Annotated in this window: 15 protein-coding genes; 13 read left to right on the top strand and 2 right to left on the bottom strand. The window is 71.7% G+C overall.

Annotation, left to right across the window (positions count from 1 at the left end):
- The first annotated feature begins 7 nt into the window (after positions 1-7).
- The 5 genes from ACIQMX_RS01880 (at position 8) to ACIQMX_RS01860 (ending at position 5,506) form a co-directional block, all read left to right on the top strand.
- Entirely contained in the window at positions 8-931 is a 924-nt protein-coding gene (locus tag ACIQMX_RS01880) for an ABC transporter permease (RefSeq protein WP_363066601.1), read from the top strand.
- Complete coding sequence (locus ACIQMX_RS01875) at positions 924-1,898, top strand: ABC transporter permease (RefSeq protein WP_328896150.1); 975 nt, start codon at positions 924-926, stop codon at positions 1,896-1,898. The genes ACIQMX_RS01880 and ACIQMX_RS01875 overlap by 8 nt, the downstream gene beginning before the upstream one ends.
- A 13-nt stretch (positions 1,899-1,911) precedes the next feature.
- Positions 1,912-2,889: an ABC transporter ATP-binding protein gene (locus tag ACIQMX_RS01870; protein WP_363066600.1), complete on the top strand. Its 978-nt coding sequence runs from the start codon at positions 1,912-1,914 to the stop codon at positions 2,887-2,889.
- On the top strand, positions 2,879-4,222 hold the full coding sequence (locus ACIQMX_RS01865) for an ABC transporter ATP-binding protein (RefSeq protein ID WP_402474369.1): 1,344 nt from the start codon (positions 2,879-2,881) through the stop codon (positions 4,220-4,222). Before ACIQMX_RS01870 ends, ACIQMX_RS01865 begins: the two co-directional genes overlap by 11 nt.
- 219 nt (positions 4,223-4,441) lie before the next feature.
- A complete protein-coding gene (locus ACIQMX_RS01860; RefSeq protein ID WP_363066598.1) occupies positions 4,442-5,506 on the top strand; it encodes a hypothetical protein in 1,065 nt (354 codons plus the stop codon).
- A 207-nt stretch (positions 5,507-5,713) separates the two neighbouring features.
- Here ACIQMX_RS01860 and ACIQMX_RS01855 read toward each other — a convergent pair whose 3' ends face one another.
- Entirely contained in the window at positions 5,714-7,795 is a 2,082-nt protein-coding gene (locus ACIQMX_RS01855) for an alpha/beta fold hydrolase (RefSeq protein ID WP_402475563.1), read from the bottom strand.
- Between the two features lie 211 nt (positions 7,796-8,006).
- On the opposite strand from ACIQMX_RS01855, the gene ACIQMX_RS01850 reads away from it, so the two are divergent.
- The 8 genes from ACIQMX_RS01850 to ACIQMX_RS01815 all read left to right on the top strand — a co-directional run bounded on the left by ACIQMX_RS01850 (position 8,007) and on the right by ACIQMX_RS01815 (position 16,006).
- A complete protein-coding gene (locus ACIQMX_RS01850) occupies positions 8,007-8,201 on the top strand; it encodes a DUF2304 family protein (RefSeq protein ID WP_148020542.1) in 195 nt (64 codons plus the stop codon).
- Between the two features lie 267 nt (positions 8,202-8,468).
- Positions 8,469-9,368: an N-acetyl-1-D-myo-inositol-2-amino-2-deoxy-alpha-D-glucopyranoside deacetylase gene (gene mshB / locus ACIQMX_RS01845; RefSeq protein ID WP_402474367.1), complete on the top strand. Its 900-nt coding sequence runs from the start codon at positions 8,469-8,471 to the stop codon at positions 9,366-9,368.
- Positions 9,365-9,811 (top strand): DUF6113 family protein, encoded by a 447-nt coding sequence (locus tag ACIQMX_RS01840; protein WP_363066595.1) that lies wholly within the window; start codon positions 9,365-9,367, stop codon positions 9,809-9,811. The genes mshB and ACIQMX_RS01840 overlap by 4 nt, the downstream gene beginning before the upstream one ends.
- A gap of 430 nt (positions 9,812-10,241) precedes the next feature.
- Positions 10,242-12,269 carry a hypothetical protein gene (locus tag ACIQMX_RS01835; protein ID WP_363066594.1) on the top strand — a complete coding sequence of 676 codons (2,028 nt, stop codon included), beginning with the start codon at positions 10,242-10,244 and terminating at the stop codon, positions 12,267-12,269.
- 266 nt (positions 12,270-12,535) lie between these two features.
- Positions 12,536-13,474, top strand: a complete 939-nt coding sequence (locus ACIQMX_RS01830; RefSeq protein WP_363066593.1) for an ABC transporter ATP-binding protein — start codon at positions 12,536-12,538, stop codon at positions 13,472-13,474.
- Positions 13,468-14,223 carry an ABC transporter permease gene (locus ACIQMX_RS01825; RefSeq protein ID WP_363066592.1) on the top strand — a complete coding sequence of 252 codons (756 nt, stop codon included), beginning with the start codon at positions 13,468-13,470 and terminating at the stop codon, positions 14,221-14,223. The genes ACIQMX_RS01830 and ACIQMX_RS01825 overlap by 7 nt, the downstream gene beginning before the upstream one ends.
- Positions 14,220-15,398 (top strand): sensor histidine kinase, encoded by a 1,179-nt coding sequence (locus ACIQMX_RS01820; protein ID WP_402474364.1) that lies wholly within the window; start codon positions 14,220-14,222, stop codon positions 15,396-15,398. Before ACIQMX_RS01825 ends, ACIQMX_RS01820 begins: the two co-directional genes overlap by 4 nt.
- A complete protein-coding gene (locus ACIQMX_RS01815; RefSeq protein ID WP_402474363.1) occupies positions 15,395-16,006 on the top strand; it encodes a response regulator in 612 nt (203 codons plus the stop codon). The genes ACIQMX_RS01820 and ACIQMX_RS01815 overlap by 4 nt, the downstream gene beginning before the upstream one ends.
- A 548-nt stretch (positions 16,007-16,554) precedes the next feature.
- Here ACIQMX_RS01815 and ACIQMX_RS01810 read toward each other — a convergent pair.
- Positions 16,555-17,238, bottom strand: a complete 684-nt coding sequence (locus ACIQMX_RS01810; protein WP_363066589.1) for a response regulator transcription factor — start codon at positions 17,236-17,238, stop codon at positions 16,555-16,557.
- Positions 17,239-17,241: the final 3 nt, after the last annotated feature.

Raw genomic sequence — 17,241 nt, 5'->3', positions numbered from 1 at the left:
GCCCTTCATGGGACGTTATGTGATCCGGCGGCTGCTGCAGATGATCCCGGTCTTCTTCGGCACCACGCTGTTGATCTTCCTCATGGTGAACGTGATGGGTGACCCCATCGCGGGTCTCTGCGGCGACCGCCAGTGCGACCCGGCGACCGCCGCCCAACTCCGTTCGGAATTCGGCCTCGACAAGCCGGTCTGGCAGCAGTACCTGACCTACATGGGGAACGTCTTCACCGGCGACTTCGGCACCGCGTTCAACGGGCAGAAGGTCACCGAACTGATGGCCACGGCCTTCCCCATCACCATCCGCCTCACCCTCGTGGCGATCGTCTTCGAGATCGTCATCGGCATCACCCTCGGCGTCGTCACCGGTCTGCGCCGCGGCCGTCCCATCGACACCACGGTGCTGATCCTGACGCTGGTCGTCATCTCCATCCCGACCTTCGTCACCGGTCTGCTCCTCCAGCTCCTGCTCGGCGTGGAGTGGGGCGTCATCAAACCCTCCGTCTCCAGCGAGGCCCCGCTCAACGAACTGCTCATCCCGGGGCTCGTGGTCGCCTCCGTCTCGCTCGCCTACGTCACCCGGCTCACCCGCACCTCGATCGCCGAGAACGCCCGCGCCGACTACGTGCGCACCGCGACCGCCAAGGGCCTCCCCAGGCGCCGCGTGGTCGTCCGGCACCTGCTGCGCAACTCGCTGATCCCCGTCGTCACCTTCATCGGTACGGACGTGGGCGCCCTGATGGGCGGGGCTATCGTCACGGAGCGGATCTTCAACATCCATGGCGTCGGCTACCAGCTCTACCAGGGCATCCTGCGCCAGAACTCGCAGACCGTCGTCGGGTTCGTCACCGTCCTGGTCCTCGTCTTCCTGGCCGCGAACCTGATCGTCGACCTGCTGTACGCCGTACTCGACCCGAGGATCCGCTATGCCTGAGCAGACACCGGACGAGGCGATCTCGTCCGCCGGAGCCGGCGGAACGATGGACCTCGCACTCGACGAGGGCGACTCCCTCGAAAAAACCCCCGGCGGCCCGCGCGGGACGGGCCCCGGCACCAAACCGCAGAGCCTGTGGACCGACGCCTGGCACGACCTGCGCCGCAACCCCGTCTTCATCATCTCCGCGTTGATTATCCTGTTCCTGGTGATCATCTCCATCTGGCCGCAGCTCATCGCCTCCGGCGACCCGCTCGACTGCGACCTGGACAAATCCCAGGAAGGCTCCCAGCCCGGCCACCCCTTCGGGTACGACGGCCAGGGCTGCGACGTCTACACCCGCGTCGTGTACGGCGCCCGGAACTCCGTCACCGTCGGCATCTGCTCCACCATCGGCGTCTCCCTGATCGGCAGCGTCCTCGGCGGTCTGGCCGGATTCTTCGGCGGCTGGTGGGACGCGATCCTCTCCCGCCTCACCGACGTCTTCTTCGGTATCCCCGTCGTCCTCGGCGGCCTGGTCTTCCTCTCCGTGGTGACCAGCTCCACCGTCTGGCCGGTCATCGGATTCATCGTGCTGCTGGGCTGGCCGCAGATCGCCCGCATCGCCCGCGGCTCCGTCATCACCGCCAAACACAACGACTACGTCCAGGCGGCCCGGGCACTCGGCGCCTCCAACGGGCGGATGATGCTGCGCCACATCGCACCCAACGCCATCGCCCCGGTCATCGTCGTCGCGACCATCGCGCTGGGCACGTACATCTCGCTGGAGGCGACCCTGTCGTTCCTCGGCGTGGGTCTGAAGCCGCCGGCCGTCTCCTGGGGCATCGACATCTCCGCCGCGTCCCAGTACATCCGCAACGCCCCGCACATGCTCCTCTGGCCCGCCGGGGCACTGGCGGTCACCGTGCTCGCGTTCATCATGCTCGGCGACGCGGTGCGCGACGCCCTCGACCCCAAGCTGCGCTGAGGAGTCCGCTGCCATGTTGCTCGAAGTGCGCGATCTGCACGTGGAGTTCCACACCCGGGACGGGGTCGCCAAGGCCGTCAACGGGGTCAACTACTCGGTGGCCGAGGGCGAGACGCTCGCCGTGCTCGGCGAGTCCGGCTCCGGCAAGTCGGTCACCGCACAGGCGATCATGGGCATCCTGGACATGCCGCCCGGGAAGATCAGCGGCGGCGAGATCCTCTTCAAGGACCGCGATCTGCTGAAGCTCAAGAAGGAGGAGCGCCGGAAGATCCGCGGCCAGGAGATGGCCATGATCTTCCAGGACGCGCTTTCCTCCCTCAACCCCGTGCTGACCGTGGGGCAGCAACTCGGCGAGATGTTCGTCGTGCACCGCGGGATGTCCCGCAAGGACGCGAAGGCCAAGGCCGTCGAGCTGATGGACCGGGTCCGCATCCCGGCCGCGAAGGAGCGGGTCGGCAACTACCCGCACCAGTTCTCCGGCGGCATGCGCCAGCGCATCATGATCGCCATGGCGCTGGCCCTGGAACCCTCGCTGATCATCGCGGACGAACCCACCACCGCCCTCGACGTCACCGTCCAGGCCCAGGTCATGGACCTGCTCGCCGAGCTCCAGCGCGAGCTCAACATGGGCCTGATCCTGATCACCCACGACCTCGGCGTCGTCGCCGACGTCGCCGACAAGATCGCCGTGATGTACGCGGGCCGCATCGTGGAGACCTCACCCGTCCACGACATCTACAAGGCGCCCGCGCACCCGTACACCAAGGGCCTGCTCCGCTCGATCCCGCGTCTGGACCAGAAGGGCCAGGAGCTCTACGCCATCAAGGGCCTGCCGCCCAACCTGCTGCACATCCCGCCCGGCTGCGCCTTCAACCCGCGCTGCCCGATGGCCCAGGACGTCTGCCGCACCGACGTGCCGCCGCTGTACGACGTGGCCGAGCACCGAAAGAGCGCCTGCCACTTCTGGAAGGAGACGCTCGATGCACGCTGACCACTCGGGGCGCAAGGAAGCGCGTGAGGAGGGCCAGGTGGCACGTGACCTCCTGGCCAAGTCGCGCGAGGGCAGCGCGTACGCGGGCGGCGAGCCGATCCTGGAGGTACGCGACCTCGTCAAGCACTACCCGCTGACCCAGGGCATCCTGATCAAGAAGCAGATCGGCGCCGTCAAGGCGGTCGACGGAGTCTCCTTCGACCTGGCGGCCGGCGAGACGCTCGGCATCGTCGGCGAGTCCGGCTGCGGCAAGTCGACCGTCGCCCGGATGCTGGTGCACCTGGAGCAGCCGACGTCCGGTGAGATCCGGTACAAGGGCGAGGACGTCACCAAGCTGTCGGGCCGCGCGCTGAAGGCCGTGCGCCGCAACATCCAGATGGTGTTCCAGGACCCGTACACCTCGCTCAACCCGCGGATGACGGTCGGCGACATCATCGGGGAGCCGTACGAGATCCACCCCGAGGTCGCGCCCAAGGGCAACCGGCGGCGCAAGGTCCAGGACCTGCTGGACGTCGTCGGCCTCAACCCGGAGTACATCAACCGGTATCCGCACCAGTTCTCCGGCGGCCAGCGCCAGCGCATCGGCATCGCCCGCGGCCTCGCGCTCAACCCCGAGATCATCGTCGCCGACGAGCCCGTCTCGGCCCTCGACGTCTCCGTCCAGGCCCAGGTCGTCAACCTGCTGGACCGGCTTCAGGCGGAGTTCAACCTCAGCTACGTGTTCATCGCCCACGACCTCTCCATCGTCCGCCACATCTCCGACCGGGTCGGCGTGATGTACCTCGGCCGGTTCGCGGAGATCGGTACGGACGAGGAGATCTACGACCACCCCACGCATCCGTACACCCAGGCGCTGCTCTCCGCGGTGCCGGTGCCGGACCCGATGGCACGCGAGTACCGCGAGCGGATCATCCTGCACGGCGATGTTCCCTCGCCCGCCAACCCGCCGTCCGGCTGCCGCTTCCGTACCCGCTGCTGGAAGGCGCAGGAGCGGTGCGAGCTGGAGGTCCCGCTGCTGGCGGTCCCGGCGGCCTTCCGGCTGACGGAGAGTCCGGCCAAGCACGATTCGGCCTGTCACTTCGCGGAGGAGAAGCGGGTGGTGCCGCCGGAGGGCACGCTGGAGCAGGTGGGCGAGGGCGGCGCGGGTGCGGCGGAGGCGGTGGCCCCCGTCGGCGCCGGACCGGACCTGGAGAAGGCGGACGAGGAGGCCCGGAAGCCTCCGGAGCCGGAGCCGGAGCCGGAGCCGGAGCGGGAGCCGGAGCGGGAGCGGGAGCCGGATGAGGGGCACGAGGACGACGGCCCGCCGCCTTCCGGCAGCAGCCGGGTCAGCTGAGCCGACGAGCCGTTAACGCGAGGGCAACTCGGGCGTCTCACGTCCGATATACGGACCCGTCAGCATGGACTGCGTACGGCCGTGCGGGTGCCGTGGACCGGCCGGAAGGACATCACCTCCTTCCGGCCGGTCGCCCGACGGACTGCTTCGGCGGCCCTCTTGTCGCGAGGCCGGGCGCGGTGGAGTATCGCTGAGGTGATACTCACCCGTGGAGCAAGAGTGACCGGAGCCGCACTCTGCGCGGTGCTCGCCCTGATCGTCGCGAGCTGGCTCGTACGGGACATCAGGGCGGTGGACGCCGACCAGCTGTGGCGCTACTGGGCGGGCTTCGGTGAAGCGCGTCCGCGGGCGATGCCCGCGACCTCGCCCCTGGACGCAGCCCTTCTCGTCGCGTACGTCGCCGCCACCGTGGCCGCGCTGCGTTCCTCGGCCGCCGCCGCAGTGCTCGTCGCCGCCGGAGTGATCACCCTCGCGGTACGGCTGCCCGGGCTCTGGGGCATCGGCAGCCACCGGATGGAGACGGTCTTCTCCGACGACCTGCGCTCACGGGCCCTCATCTGCGCCTTCGTGGCGCTCGCCGCCGGCATCGCGCTGTTCATCACCGCCGGGGCCGGCCGCCGTCCGCCGGCCGACTCCTACGAACAGCTGCCCACCCGGCCCGGCCCGGGCGCCTCCGTCGCCGCGTTCCTGATGCTGGGCGCGGCCGGAGCGGTGCTGATCGCCTGGGAGATCCGCCAGATGGTGCGGTACCCGGAGATCTATCCCGAGTGGTACGTGGGCGGCGACCGGGTCCCGCACGGCGTGATCGACCCGCCGCCCGGCTGGGGGACCGCCGCGCTGGCGCTGCTCTGCCTCGTCGCGGCGGTGAGCGCCCTCTTCCACGCCGTGCACGCGCGGCCGTTCGGGCTGGTGGCCGCCGCGCTGCTGCTGCCCGGCGGGGTGCTGGGGGTGGCCCGGGTCGTGCACTACGACCTGCTCGACCACTTCGGTTCGCTGCCGACGGAGACCCAGCTCACGCTCCTGAGCTGGATCTTCGAGCTGTTCGCCGGGCTGGTGGTGCTGATCGCGCTGGCGCCCAGGGGCTTCGCCGACGTGCCCGCCCCGTACGGAACGGGGCAGGGCCCGGGGTACGGCCCCGGGTACGGACCCCCGGAATCGGGACCTCCCGGCTACGGCCCCGCCCCGTACCCGGGGCAGCAGCCGCCGGCCCCGGGCTACGGATACCCGCAGGGCGGCGGCTTCGGACCGCCCCCGCCGCCCTCGCAGCCGCCGCCGGGCTGGTAGTCCCGGTGCCGCGACGGCGCGAAAGCCTGCCGGGAGGGGCGCCGGCGCCGTGGCAGGCGACGTCTGCCACGCCGCGACGCCCGGCACGCACTCCCGCCGCACCGGACGAAAGCCCGGGTACGCCCCCGTACGAGGACGTCCGGCCGGAATGCCGGAAGCACGCCCCGGACGCCGCTCCGCGACGGGCAGACACTGCCCGCCGCGGCACTAGCCGCGCAGTGACCGCTTCAGGAAGTCCACCTGGAGCAGCAGGAGGTTCTCCGCCACCTTCTCCTGCGGGGTCATGTGCGTGACCCCGCTCAGCGGCAGCACCTCGTGCGGGCGGCCCGCCGCGAGCAGCGCCTGCGACAGCCGCAGGGAGTGGGCGACCACCACGTTGTCGTCCGCCAGTCCGTGGATGATCATCATCGGCCGTACCTGGTCCGCGGCGTGCGAGAGTCCCTCGTCGGTGAGCAGCGAGTTGTACGCGTACACCTCCGGCTGCGTCGCCGGGTCGCCGAGGTAGCGCTCCGTGTAGTGGGTGTCGTACAGCCGCTGGTCGGTCACCGGGGCGCCCACGACCGCCGCGTGGAAGACGTCGGGCCGGCGCAGGGCCGCCATGCCGGCCAGGAAGCCGCCGTACGACCAGCCCCGGATGCCCACCCGGCCGAGGTCCAGCGGGAACCGCTCCGCGAGGGCGTGCAGCGCCTCGACCTGGTCGTCGAGGGTGAGGGCGAGATCGTGCTTGACGGCCTTCTCCCAGCCTGGCGAGCGACCGGGGGTGCCGCGGCCGTCCGCGACGATCACGGCGAAGCCCTGGTCCGCGAACCACTGGGAGGTGAGGTGCGGATTGTGGGCGGCGAGGACCCGGCGGCCGTGCGGCCCACCGTACGGATCCATCAGGACGGGAAGCGGACCATCCGATTCCTTGTAGCCGGTGGGGAGCATCACGGCGCACGGAATCCGCCGTGCGCCCCCTTCGGTGAGCTGCGGCCGCGCGGACAGGACCGGCTGCTCCGCATGACTGGTGACGGTGGCGATCCGCTTCCCGTCCCGGAACACCCGGGCCGTCGATCCGGGTACGTCCAACGCGGTGGAGACCATGACGGTCACCCCGCCGGACCGGACCGCCGCGTGCACGCCCGCGCCCTCCGAGACCCGCTCGACGCCCAGCTCGTTGACCCGGTAGACGTGGCTCTCGCCGATCTCCGCCTCGGCGGCCCGCTCACCCGCCGACGCCGTGACGAGGATGTCGGACTCCCCGATGTCCAGCACCGCCTGGATCTGCAACTGGGCCCCGGTCAGCGGCCGGTCCCCGACCGCGAGGACCCGCGCCCCGCCCTCGTCCGCGATCCGCACCAGCCGCCCGTCCGGCGCCCACGCGGGCACTCCCGGGAACAGGTCCAGCCACACGGGGTCCTCGTCCACATGCACCGTCCGGGTCGCCCCGGTCTCCGGGTCCACCGCGAGGTAGAGCTGACTCTGCTGGTCACGGGCCTGCACGAGCAGCAGCGGCGCCCCGTCCGAGGACCAGTGCACCTGTGCCATGTACGGGAACCGGGCCCGGTCCCAGACCACTTCGGTGCGCTGTCCGGCCAGGTCGACGACGAAGAGCCGGACCTCCGCGTTGGGCGTCCCGGCCGCCGGGTACGCGACCTCGGCCGGCTTGCGGTCCGGGTTCGCGGGATCGGCGATCCACCACCGCCGCACGGGGCTGTCGTCGACCCGGGCGACGAGCAGCCGGTCCGACTCCGGCGACCACCAGTAGCCCCGCGGGCGCTGCATCTCCTCGGCCGCGATGAACTCCGCGAGCCCGTACGAGACATCCGCGTCCTCCGGCTCCGCGAGCGCCCTGTCCCCTTCGCCGTCGGCGCCCACGACGCGCAGCGCACCCTTGGACACGTATGCGACGTGTCGCCCGTCGGGGGAGGGGCGCGGATCGATCACCGGGCCCGGTACGGGCAGGGCGCGTGCCGTGCCGGCCCGCAGGTCGGCGACGTACACCTTCCCCGAGAGCGCGAACGCCGCCAACTCGGCCGCCGCGTCCACCGCGTAGCCGACGATCCCCGACGACCCCTCGCGGCTCCGCTCGCGGCGGGCCCGCTCCTGGGCCGAGAGCCGCTCCGCCGAACCGCCCAGCAGCACCGCCGGATCGGCCACGACCCGCTCCCGGGGCCCCGCGCCGTCGCTCAGGTCCAGCACCCAGAGCCGGCCCGAGCGGTCGGTGCCCGACCCCGAGCGCACGAAGACCACCCGTTCACCATCGGGTGAAACCGTGAACGCGCGCGGAGCGCCGAGGGTGAAGCGCATGGTCCGGGCCAACTGCAGCGGGAAGGTGATCTCTGGCGAAGTCATGGGCCGAACCTATCGGCCCGCCCCGCCGTCCGTGCGCCCCTCGTGCTGCTGTGCCCCGATCAATGCCCTGCCACGGATAGTTATGATCCGTAGCGCTCGGTGGGTATGAACCTGCTGGCTCCATGCGCGCTGCCCGTCCCGACCGTACAGATGGAGGTGAACCGCCGTGGCGCTCTCGATTTCGGCGGTGGTGCTGCTGGCGATCGTCGTCTTCCTGCTGATCCGGAAATCCGGACTGAAGGGCGGACACGCGGTCGTCTGCATGCTGCTCGGTTTCTATCTCGCCAGCTCGTCCATAGCGCCCAGCATCTCCGAGCTGACCACGAACCTGGCCGGCGTGATCGGAGGCATCAAGTTCTGACGCCTGCCACCACGTGTGATCCCTCGGCCCCGTCGGTCCTGTGCGGCGCGTGCGGTCCTGCGGCCTCTTCGGTGGTGTGCGGCGCGTGTGATCCTGCGGCCTGCTGCGATGCGTGCGGTCCCTCGGCCTGCTGCGATGCGTGCGATGTGTGCGGTCCCTCGGCCTCCTGCGGTGCGTGCGGTGCGTGCGGTGCGTGTGGTCCTGCGGTACCGCCCGGTGCGTGGCCGCCGTCGCTCCCGGGGGGCGTCGGCTCGTAGGGTGGTCCCCATGACGGACCTCCCCGCCCGGCGCCTGCTCCTGGTGCACGCGCACCCCGACGACGAGTCGATCAACAACGGCGCCACCATGGCCAGGTACGCGGCCGACGGCGCCCTGGTCACGCTGGTGACCTGCACGCTCGGCGAGGAGGGCGAGATCATTCCGCCCGCCCTCGCGCATTTCGCCGCGGACCGGGACGACTCCCTGGGCCCCTACCGCCGCGGCGAACTCGCCGCGGCGATGAAGGAACTGGGGGTCACCGACCACAGGCTCCTCGGCGGCGCCGGCCGGTACCGCGACTCCGGAATGATGGGCGCCGAGCAGAACCGCCGCCCCGGCGCCTTCTGGTCCGCCGACGTCGACGAGGCCGCCGGGTTCCTCGTGGAGGTGATCCGTGAGGTGCGCCCCCAGGTCCTGGTGACGTACGACCCCGAGGGGGGCTACGGGCACCCCGACCACATCCAGGCCCACCGGGTCGCGACGCGCGCCGCGGAACTGGCCGCCGACCCCGCGTACCGCCCCGGTATCGGCGCCGCGCACACCATCGCCAAGATCTACTGGAACCGGGTCCCGCGCTCGGTCGCCGAGGAGGGCTTCGCCCGGCTGCGGGCCACCGCCCCGGACGCGTTCCCGGGCATTGCCGCGATCGACGACGTGCCGGGCGTGGTGGACGACGCCCTGGTCACCACCGAGATCGACGGCACCGGACACAGCGAGGCGAAAGCCGCGGCGATGCGGGCGCACGCCACCCAGATCGCGATCGACGGCCCCTTCTTCGCCCTGTCGAACGACCTGGGGCAGCCCGTCCTCACCACCGAGTACTACGAGTTGGTGAACGGTGTCTCCGGCGCCGCGGACGGAACCCGGGAACATGATCTCTTCGCGGGCCTGACGGAGGCGGACCGATGAGCGGCAGCAGGCCGCGGGCCGCGCGGACCAACGCACCTCCGAGGGACATTCCGGCCACGGGTCTGGCCGCGCCCCTCAACCCTCGCCGGATCGCGGCGCTGCTGGGTCTGGCGGTCCTCGGCGCGCTCGTCGGCATCGCCGGAACACTCGTCCAATCCGCCTGGTTCCCCGGCGGATTGCTGCTGGCCCTGCTCGCCGCCACCGGCCTCTTCTACGGTGGCCGCTGCCTCATGGGCACACAGCCGGGGGCCGTGGCGCCCGCCGCTGGATGGCTGATTTCGGTCATTCTTCTGCTGGGTGGAAGACCGGAAGGGGACTACGTCTTCGGGAACGAACTGGGCCTCGCCCTCTTCATGCTGGGCGGCATGGCCATCGCTGTGATCTGTGCCACCATGTCGCGGGCGCCCCAACTGGGGGCCGACAGCGGCCGACCTGGCAAGTAATGTGCCACGTCCCATCCCGTAATGCCCCCTGTCCGTCCGGGGGGTGCGCAGTCGTTTCCCCCGGTCGCGGGGTGTCTGTCGGCCGCGGCCAGTAAGGTGGTTCGCGCGCCGAGCCGTCCCCTGGCCTGCGGCATGGGGGAAGTACGGGCGGCGGAGCCAATCGGGAGAACCTGCTTTGAGTCGTGAAACTGACAGTTCGTCCTCCGGGCCCCAGGGCCGCGGGGGAGCCGCGTACCCCTCGGGTACGCCGCCGTACGGATCCCGCCAGTATCCGTCGCTGCACCCTTCGCAGGACGCCCCGGAGGAGTCCCCGGAGCCTGCGGATCCGCCTCAGCCCGACGAGCCGAGGACCGAGACGACGCTGACGACGCGTATCCGGATCAACATTCCGGGTTCGCGCCCCATCCCTCCGGTCGTCATGCGTACGCCCATGAGCGACGTCGACGGCCCCAGCGGTGAGCGCACCGGCTCCACCCCGCGCCCGGGCGCCTCCGCGTCCAACGGCGCGCAGGCGGCGCCGGCCGTGCCGGCGCCCGAGTCGCGGGACACCGCGGTCGCGGCGGAGCCCGCGGCCGAGAAGCCGGCCAGGGAGAAGAGCGGCAGCGACTGGTTCGCACCGCGCAAGCCCCCGGCGAGCGGCACGAGCGCCTCGGCCGGCTCCACGCCGAACGACGGCACGGACGGCGCCGGTTTCCGGGCCGGTGGTCCTGACGGTCCCGGTGGTACGGACGGTGCCGGTTTCCGGGCCGGTGGTACGGACGGCGCCGGCTTCCGGGCCGGTGGTCCTGAGGGCCCCGGTGGTACGGACGGTGCCGGTTTCCGGGCCCCCGCTTCTGACGCTTCGGGTGGTACGGACGGCGCCGGCTTCGCGGCCGGTGGCCCCGGCGGCCGAGCGGACGGTCCGGGCTCCGGCCCGTCCGGCCCGCCCCCGGGCGGCCCCCGCGCCGATCTGCCCTACTTCTCCGACGGACCGCAGCGCGCCGGTGACCCGGGCGCACCCGGCCCCGACGCCTTCGGTGGCGACGGTGTGGGCGGGTCCCGCTCCACGCCGAACCTCGGAGTCCGTACGCCGGGACCGTCCGGCCCCACCACGGGACCGGCCACCGGCACCTCGGCCCTCACCCCGGACCTCGACGGCCGGGCGCCGTTCGGCCCCGGCCCGGGTCAGGGCGGACCGGCGGGTCCGGGTGGCGCGCAGGGCCCCGGCGCCCCCGGCGGCGTCCCGCCGCGGATGTCGGACGACACCGCCGTACTCACCCCGCAGTTCGGAGCGGGCCCCGCCGGGCCGGGGGGCAACGTCTCGGGGGACACGCTGAACAGCGGCATCCCCGTCGTGCCCTCGGAGCCCCGCGCGGGCGGACCGTCGCCGTTCCCCGGCGCCGACTCCACCCCGCGGACGCCGGACGGCCCGATGGGCACCGGACCGGCCGGACCGGGCGGGTTCGCCGACCGGGCGCCCAAGCCCGCCGCGCGGACGCCGGAGCCCGCGGCACCGAGCGCCCCGGCCAAGAAGGGCCGCTCCAAGCTGGTCATGCTCTGTGTGGCCGCCGTCTGTGTGCTCGGGGTCGCCTACGGCGCCGGGCTGCTGATGAACCACTCCGACGTACCCAAGGGCACCACCGTCCTCGGCGTCGACATCGGCGGCGGGACCCGGGACGACGCCGTCGAGAAGCTCGACGCCGCGCTCGGTGAGCGGTCCAGGGCTCCGCTCCAGCTGACCGTGGACGGCGAGAAGACGCAGCTCGCCCCGGACAAGGCGGGGCTGTCCCTGGACAGCCAGGCGACCGTGCGCGCCGCGGCGGGCAGCGACTACAACCCCGTCTCCGTCATCGGTTCCCTCTTCGGCGGCGAGCGCGCGGTCGACCCGGTGATCCCGGTCGACGAGGAGAAGCTCGGCGTCGCGCTGAAGGACCTGGCCGGTGCCTCGGGCTCGGCCAGCGACGGCACGATCAAGTTCGTGCCGGGCAAGGCCGTCGCCGTACCCGGCAAGCCGGGCAAGGCGCTCGACGTCAACCAGTCGATGGTCTCGGTACGCGACGCGTACCGCGCCCAGGTCGAGACGGGCAGGGCGAGCACCGTCCAACTGCCCGTCACCGCCAGCGAGCCCACCATCAGCCAGGCCGAACTCGACCGGGCGATGAAGGAGTTCGCGAAGCCCGCGATGTCCGGCCTGATCGTCATCAAGGCGGGATCGAAGCAGATCCCGTTCGGCCCGGCCAAGTCGCTGCCGAAGATCCTCTCGATGGTGGCGGTCGACGGCAAGCTCGTCGACCACTACGACAAGAAGGCCATCGAGGAACTCTGCGGAGGCGTCTTCGACGGGATCATGGTCACCAAGGGCGACGGTACGAAGCACCAGGTCGGACCGGACGACGTGGCCTTCGCGATGCGGGGCGCGCTGCTCGGCAAGACCGAGGCCGAGCGGACCGTCACGATCGACCTCGGCGGCAACGGCTGACGCCGAACCCCACGCCGTATCCCACCGCCCCCGACCGGACCTCCGGCCGGGGGCGGTGGCGTACCGGAGCCCGCCCCGGCCGAGGCGCCCCGCGCGCGTCATCCGTGCGGCATGACATGGGGCCGAGCCCGCCTCCGCGTCATCCGTGCGGCATGACATGGGGCCGAGCCCGCCTCCGCGTCATCCGTACGGCATGACATCTGTCATCCCGTATTCACGACCCGTGACCCTGCCGGGCACACCCCCGCCCGGGCCAGGCTGTACGCATGACAACGACAGCCTCCGAAGCCACCGCGGCCAAGACCGCCGTGGTCAGCTTCGACCAGGTCAGCAAGGCCTACGGAGACGTACGCGCCGTCGACGGGCTCACCCTCGACCTGCATCCCGGTGAGACCGTGGCGCTCCTCGGCCCCAACGGCGCCGGCAAGTCCTCCACCCTCGACCTGCTCCTCGGCCTGCGCACCGCCGACTCCGGGACGGTCCGCCTCTTCGGGACGACCCCGCAGGCGGCCATCGCCGCCGGCCGGGTCGGCGCCATGCTGCAGTCCGGCGGCCTCATGGAGGACGTCACCGTCGGCGAACTGGTGGGGCTCGTCTGCGGTCTGCACCCCCGGCCCTACCCGGTGAGCGAGGTGCTGGCCCGGGCCGGCATCGCGCCGATCGCCGGCCGCCTGGTCAACAAGCTCTCCGGCGGCCAGGAGCAGCGCGTACGGTTCGCGCTCGCCACCGCCGGGGCCAACGACCTCATCGTGCTGGACGAGCCGACCACCGGCATGGACGTCACCGCCCGCCAGGCTTTCTGGGCCACCATGCGCGAGCAGGCCGACCAGGGCCGGACCGTGCTGTTCGCCACCCACTACCTCGAAGAGGCCGACGCGATCGCCGACCGTGTCCTGGTCCTGCACAAGGGCCGGATCCTCGCCGACGGCACCGCCGCCGAGATCAAGGCCAGGGCCGGGGCCCGCCGGATCTCCTTCGAGCTCGAGGGCACGATCGACGAAGAGGCCCTGCGCGCCCTGCCGTTCCTCTCCACGCTCGACATCACCGGCCACCGCGTCCGCATCCAGTCGCACAACGCCGACGCGACCGTGCACGCCGTCTACGGGCTCGGCCTCTACCCGCGCGAGCTCGAAGTCGCCGGACTCGGCCTGGAACAGGCCTTCGTCGCCATCACCGAGGCCGAGGAGGCCAGGACCGCATGCTGAATCTCTTTTCGTGGGCCCTCATCAGGCTCGAAGCGACCCGCACGCTGCGGAACAAGAAGTTCATGTTCTTCTCGATCATCTACCCGTCGGTGATCTACCTGCTGATCTCCGGCACCCAGAACACCACCGACAAGGTGCCGCACACCGATCTGACCCTGCAGTCCTTCTTCATGGTCTCCATGGCCTCCTTCGGCGCGCTGACCGCCGTCCTGATGGGCAACAGCGAACGCATCGCCAAGGAGCGCGAGAAGGGCTGGGTCCGCCAGCTGAGGCTGACCGCACTGCCCAGCCGCGGCTACGTCCTGGCGAAGATCGCCAGTGCCGCCATGGTCACGCTGCCCTGCATCGTGGTCGTCTTCCTCGTCGCGGCCTGCGCCAAGCACGTACGGTTCGACACCTGGCAGTGGTTCGCCCTCACCGGCGTCATCTGGGCCGGTTCGCTGGTCTTCGCCGCGCTCGGGGTCGCCATCGGCTACCTCGCCAGCGGCGACGCGGTCCGCCCGATCACGATGATCATCTACTTCGTCCTCTCCATCCTCGGAGGTCTGTGGATGCCGAGCGCGACCTTCCCCCAGTGGATCCAGAACATCTCCGAGTGGCTGCCCACCCACGCGTACGCTGCACTCGGCCAGGCCGTCGAGATGGGCGGCGCGCCGCACGCCAAGGACGTCGCCATCCTCTGTGCCTACTTCCTGCTCTTCGCGGGCGGCGCCGCCTGGCTCTACCGGAAGGACACCCTGAAGGCATGAACGAGGACGAGACGTCCGTGGGTATCGGGCGCCCGCCCACGAACACGAAGCAGGCCGGGACGAAGCTCCTGTGGATCGGCATCTGGCTCGCCTTCATGAGCGCGCCGGTCAAGGACCTCGCCGACGGCAACCACACCCCGTGGGCCACCGCGCTCGGCACCCTCGGCCTGCTGGTCTTCGTCGGCAGCTATCTCGTCCTGGTCTTCCGTCACACGTCCAAGGCGCTGGACCCGTTCCGGGTCCGCGCCGCCCTCGCCTTCCTCGGCGCCCTCGCCGTGCTGCTCTCCCTGACGTTCGGCACTTCCTGGCTCGTCCTGTTCGTGTACGTGTCGGTGTCCGTCGGCGCCACCCTGCCGATGCGCACCGCCCGTTGGCTGATCCCCGCCGTCACTCTCGTCCTGGTGGCCATCGGCCTGACCGGCGACCACCCCCGCGAGATCATCACCGCCCTGGTCTTCCCCGCGCTCCTCGGCGGATTCGCCATGTCCGGCGTACGGCAGATGATCCGCACCACGATCCAGCTCCGCGAGGCCCGCGCCACCGTCGCCCAGCTCGCCGCCAACGAGGAACGGCTGCGCCTCGCCCGCGATCTGCACGATCTGCTCGGCCACTCCCTCTCCCTGATCACCCTCAAGAGCGAGCTGGCCGGACGGATGCTCCCCGACAACCCGGAACAGGCGGCCGCGCAGGTCGCCGACATCGAACAGGTCAGCCGGCAGGCCCTCGTGGACGTACGCAGCGCCGTCACCGGCTACCGCAGGCCGACCCTCCCCGGCGAACTGGCCGGAGCCAGAACAGCCCTCGCCGCCGCCGGGGTCACCGCGGACATTCCGGCCGAGGCTCCCGAGGACCTCCCGGAGAAGGCGGAGGAGGTACTCGCGTGGGCCCTGCGGGAAGCCGTCACCAACGTCGTACGCCACAGTGGTGCCGGACGTTGCACGGTCACCCTCGCCCCGCGCCAGACCCTCGACGGACGTGTCCTCGAACTCACCGTCTCCGACAACGGCCGCGGTGCCTTCGGCGCGGCGCGGGGCAACGGCCTCACGGGCATGGCCGAGCGCCTCGCCACGGTCGACGGGACGCTCACCACCCGGGCCACCGAACCCCGTTCGGGCAAAGGCTTCACCACGGTCCTCAGCGTTCCTTTCGAATCCGGCCTAGGATCCGGGGAATGAGCATGATCAGACTCCTCCTCGCCGAGGACCAGTCCATGGTGCGCGAGGCCCTCGCGGCACTCCTCGGCCTGGAACCCGACATCGAGGTGGTCGCCCAGGTCGCCCGTGGCGACGCCGTACTGGCCGCGGCCAGGGAGCACGACATCGATGTGGCGCTGCTCGACATCGAGATGCCCGGCATGACGGGCATCGAGGCGACGGCGGAACTGCGCCGCGAGCTTCCCGGCGTCAAGGTCGTCGTCGTCACCACGTTCGGCCGCCCCGGATATCTGCGCCGCGCGATGGAGTCGGGCGCGGACGCCTTCCTGGTGAAGGACGCCCCCGCGTCCCAACTCGCCGAGGCCGTACGCAAGGTGCTTGCCGGGGAACGCGTCATCGACCCCACCCTCGCAGCCGCCGCCCTCGCCGACGGCGCGAGCCCGCTGACCGAACGCGAACGCGATGTGCTGCGCACCGCCGCGGACGGCTCGACCAATGCGGAGATCGCGGGCGCGCTGCACCTGTCGCAGGGCACGGTCCGCAACTACCTCTCCATGGCGATCCAGAAGATGGCGGCGCGCAACCGCGCGGAGGCGGTCCGGATGGCACGGGAGAAGGGCTGGCTCTGACCTCCTGCTCCCCGGCCGGGCGCCGGCGGCCTTGGCGTTTGTGGGGAGGCGGGCCTCGGCCTTGGCGTTTGTGGGGAGGCGGGCCTCGGCCTTGGCGTTTGTGGGGAGGCGGCCCCCGGCCTCGGCGTTCGTGGGGGAGGCGGGCCCCGGCCTCGGCGTTTGTCGGGCGGCGGGCCCCGGCCCCGGCGCTCGTCGGGAGGTGGGCCCCGGCCTTGGCGTTTGTCGGCCGTCCCTCGGGCCTGGCACCTACTGGGAGGCGGCCCGCAGCCCTCGTGCCTATCGGAGGCGGCTGCCCCTGGCGCTTACGGGGAGCGGTTCAGGGCCCTGGCACTTACCGGGAGGCGGGCCCAGGGCCTGGCGCTTACGGGTAGCGCGGGCTCAGGGCCCGCGCTACCGGGAGGCAGCCCGCCCAGCCGGAGGCCCCGCCGGGCGATGCCGCGCACCGAACGGTCGCCCGCCGCCCGCCGCCGGCCGAACGGCAACCCGCCGCCCGCCGCCCACCGAACGGCAGCCCGCCGCCCACCGAGCGGCAGCCCGCCGCCCGCCGCTTACCGGGAGGCAGACACCAGACCCGCCTCGTACGCGATGATGACGAGCTGTACCCGGTCCCGGGCGTCGAGCTTGGCGAGGAGCCGGGTCAGATACGTCTTCGCCGTGGCGACGCTGATGCACAGCCGCTCGGCGATCTCCGCGTTGGACAGCCCGCTGCCGACCAGAACCAGCACCTCCCGCTCCCGGTCGGTGATCGTGGTGAGCGGGCGGCGCGGGGCCGGCGAGGCCGGGCGGCCCGCGAACTCCTTGATCAGCCGTCGGGTGACGCCCGGGGCGATCAGCGCGTCCCCCGCCGCCACCACCCGCACCGCCGTCAGAATGTCCTCCAGCGCCATGTCCTTGACCAGGAAGCCGGCCGCGCCGGCGCGCAGGGCGCCGTACACGTACTCGTCGTCGTCGAACGTCGTCAGTACCACCACGTGGGCGGTGGCCGGGCTCGCGGCGATCCGTTCGGTGGCCTCGATGCCGTTGAGGCCCGGCATCCGGATATCCATCACGACGACATCGGGGGCCAGCTCGGCGGTCAGCCGCACCGCCTCCTCGCCCGTGCCCGCCTCGCCGACGACGTCGAGGTCGGTGGTCTCGGCCATCACCATGCGCAGCGCGGTGCGCACCAGCGGCTGGTCGTCGGCGAGCACGACGCGGACCGGCTCGGCGGACTGGGAGTTCTCGTCGCTCATACC

The sequence above is a fragment of the Streptomyces sp. NPDC091416 genome, from assembly GCF_044756845.1.
Lineage (GTDB): Bacteria > Actinomycetota > Actinomycetes > Streptomycetales > Streptomycetaceae > Streptomyces.
The sequence above is the reverse complement of the archived record's forward strand: the minus strand, read 5'-3'. Positions and strand labels throughout refer to the sequence as shown.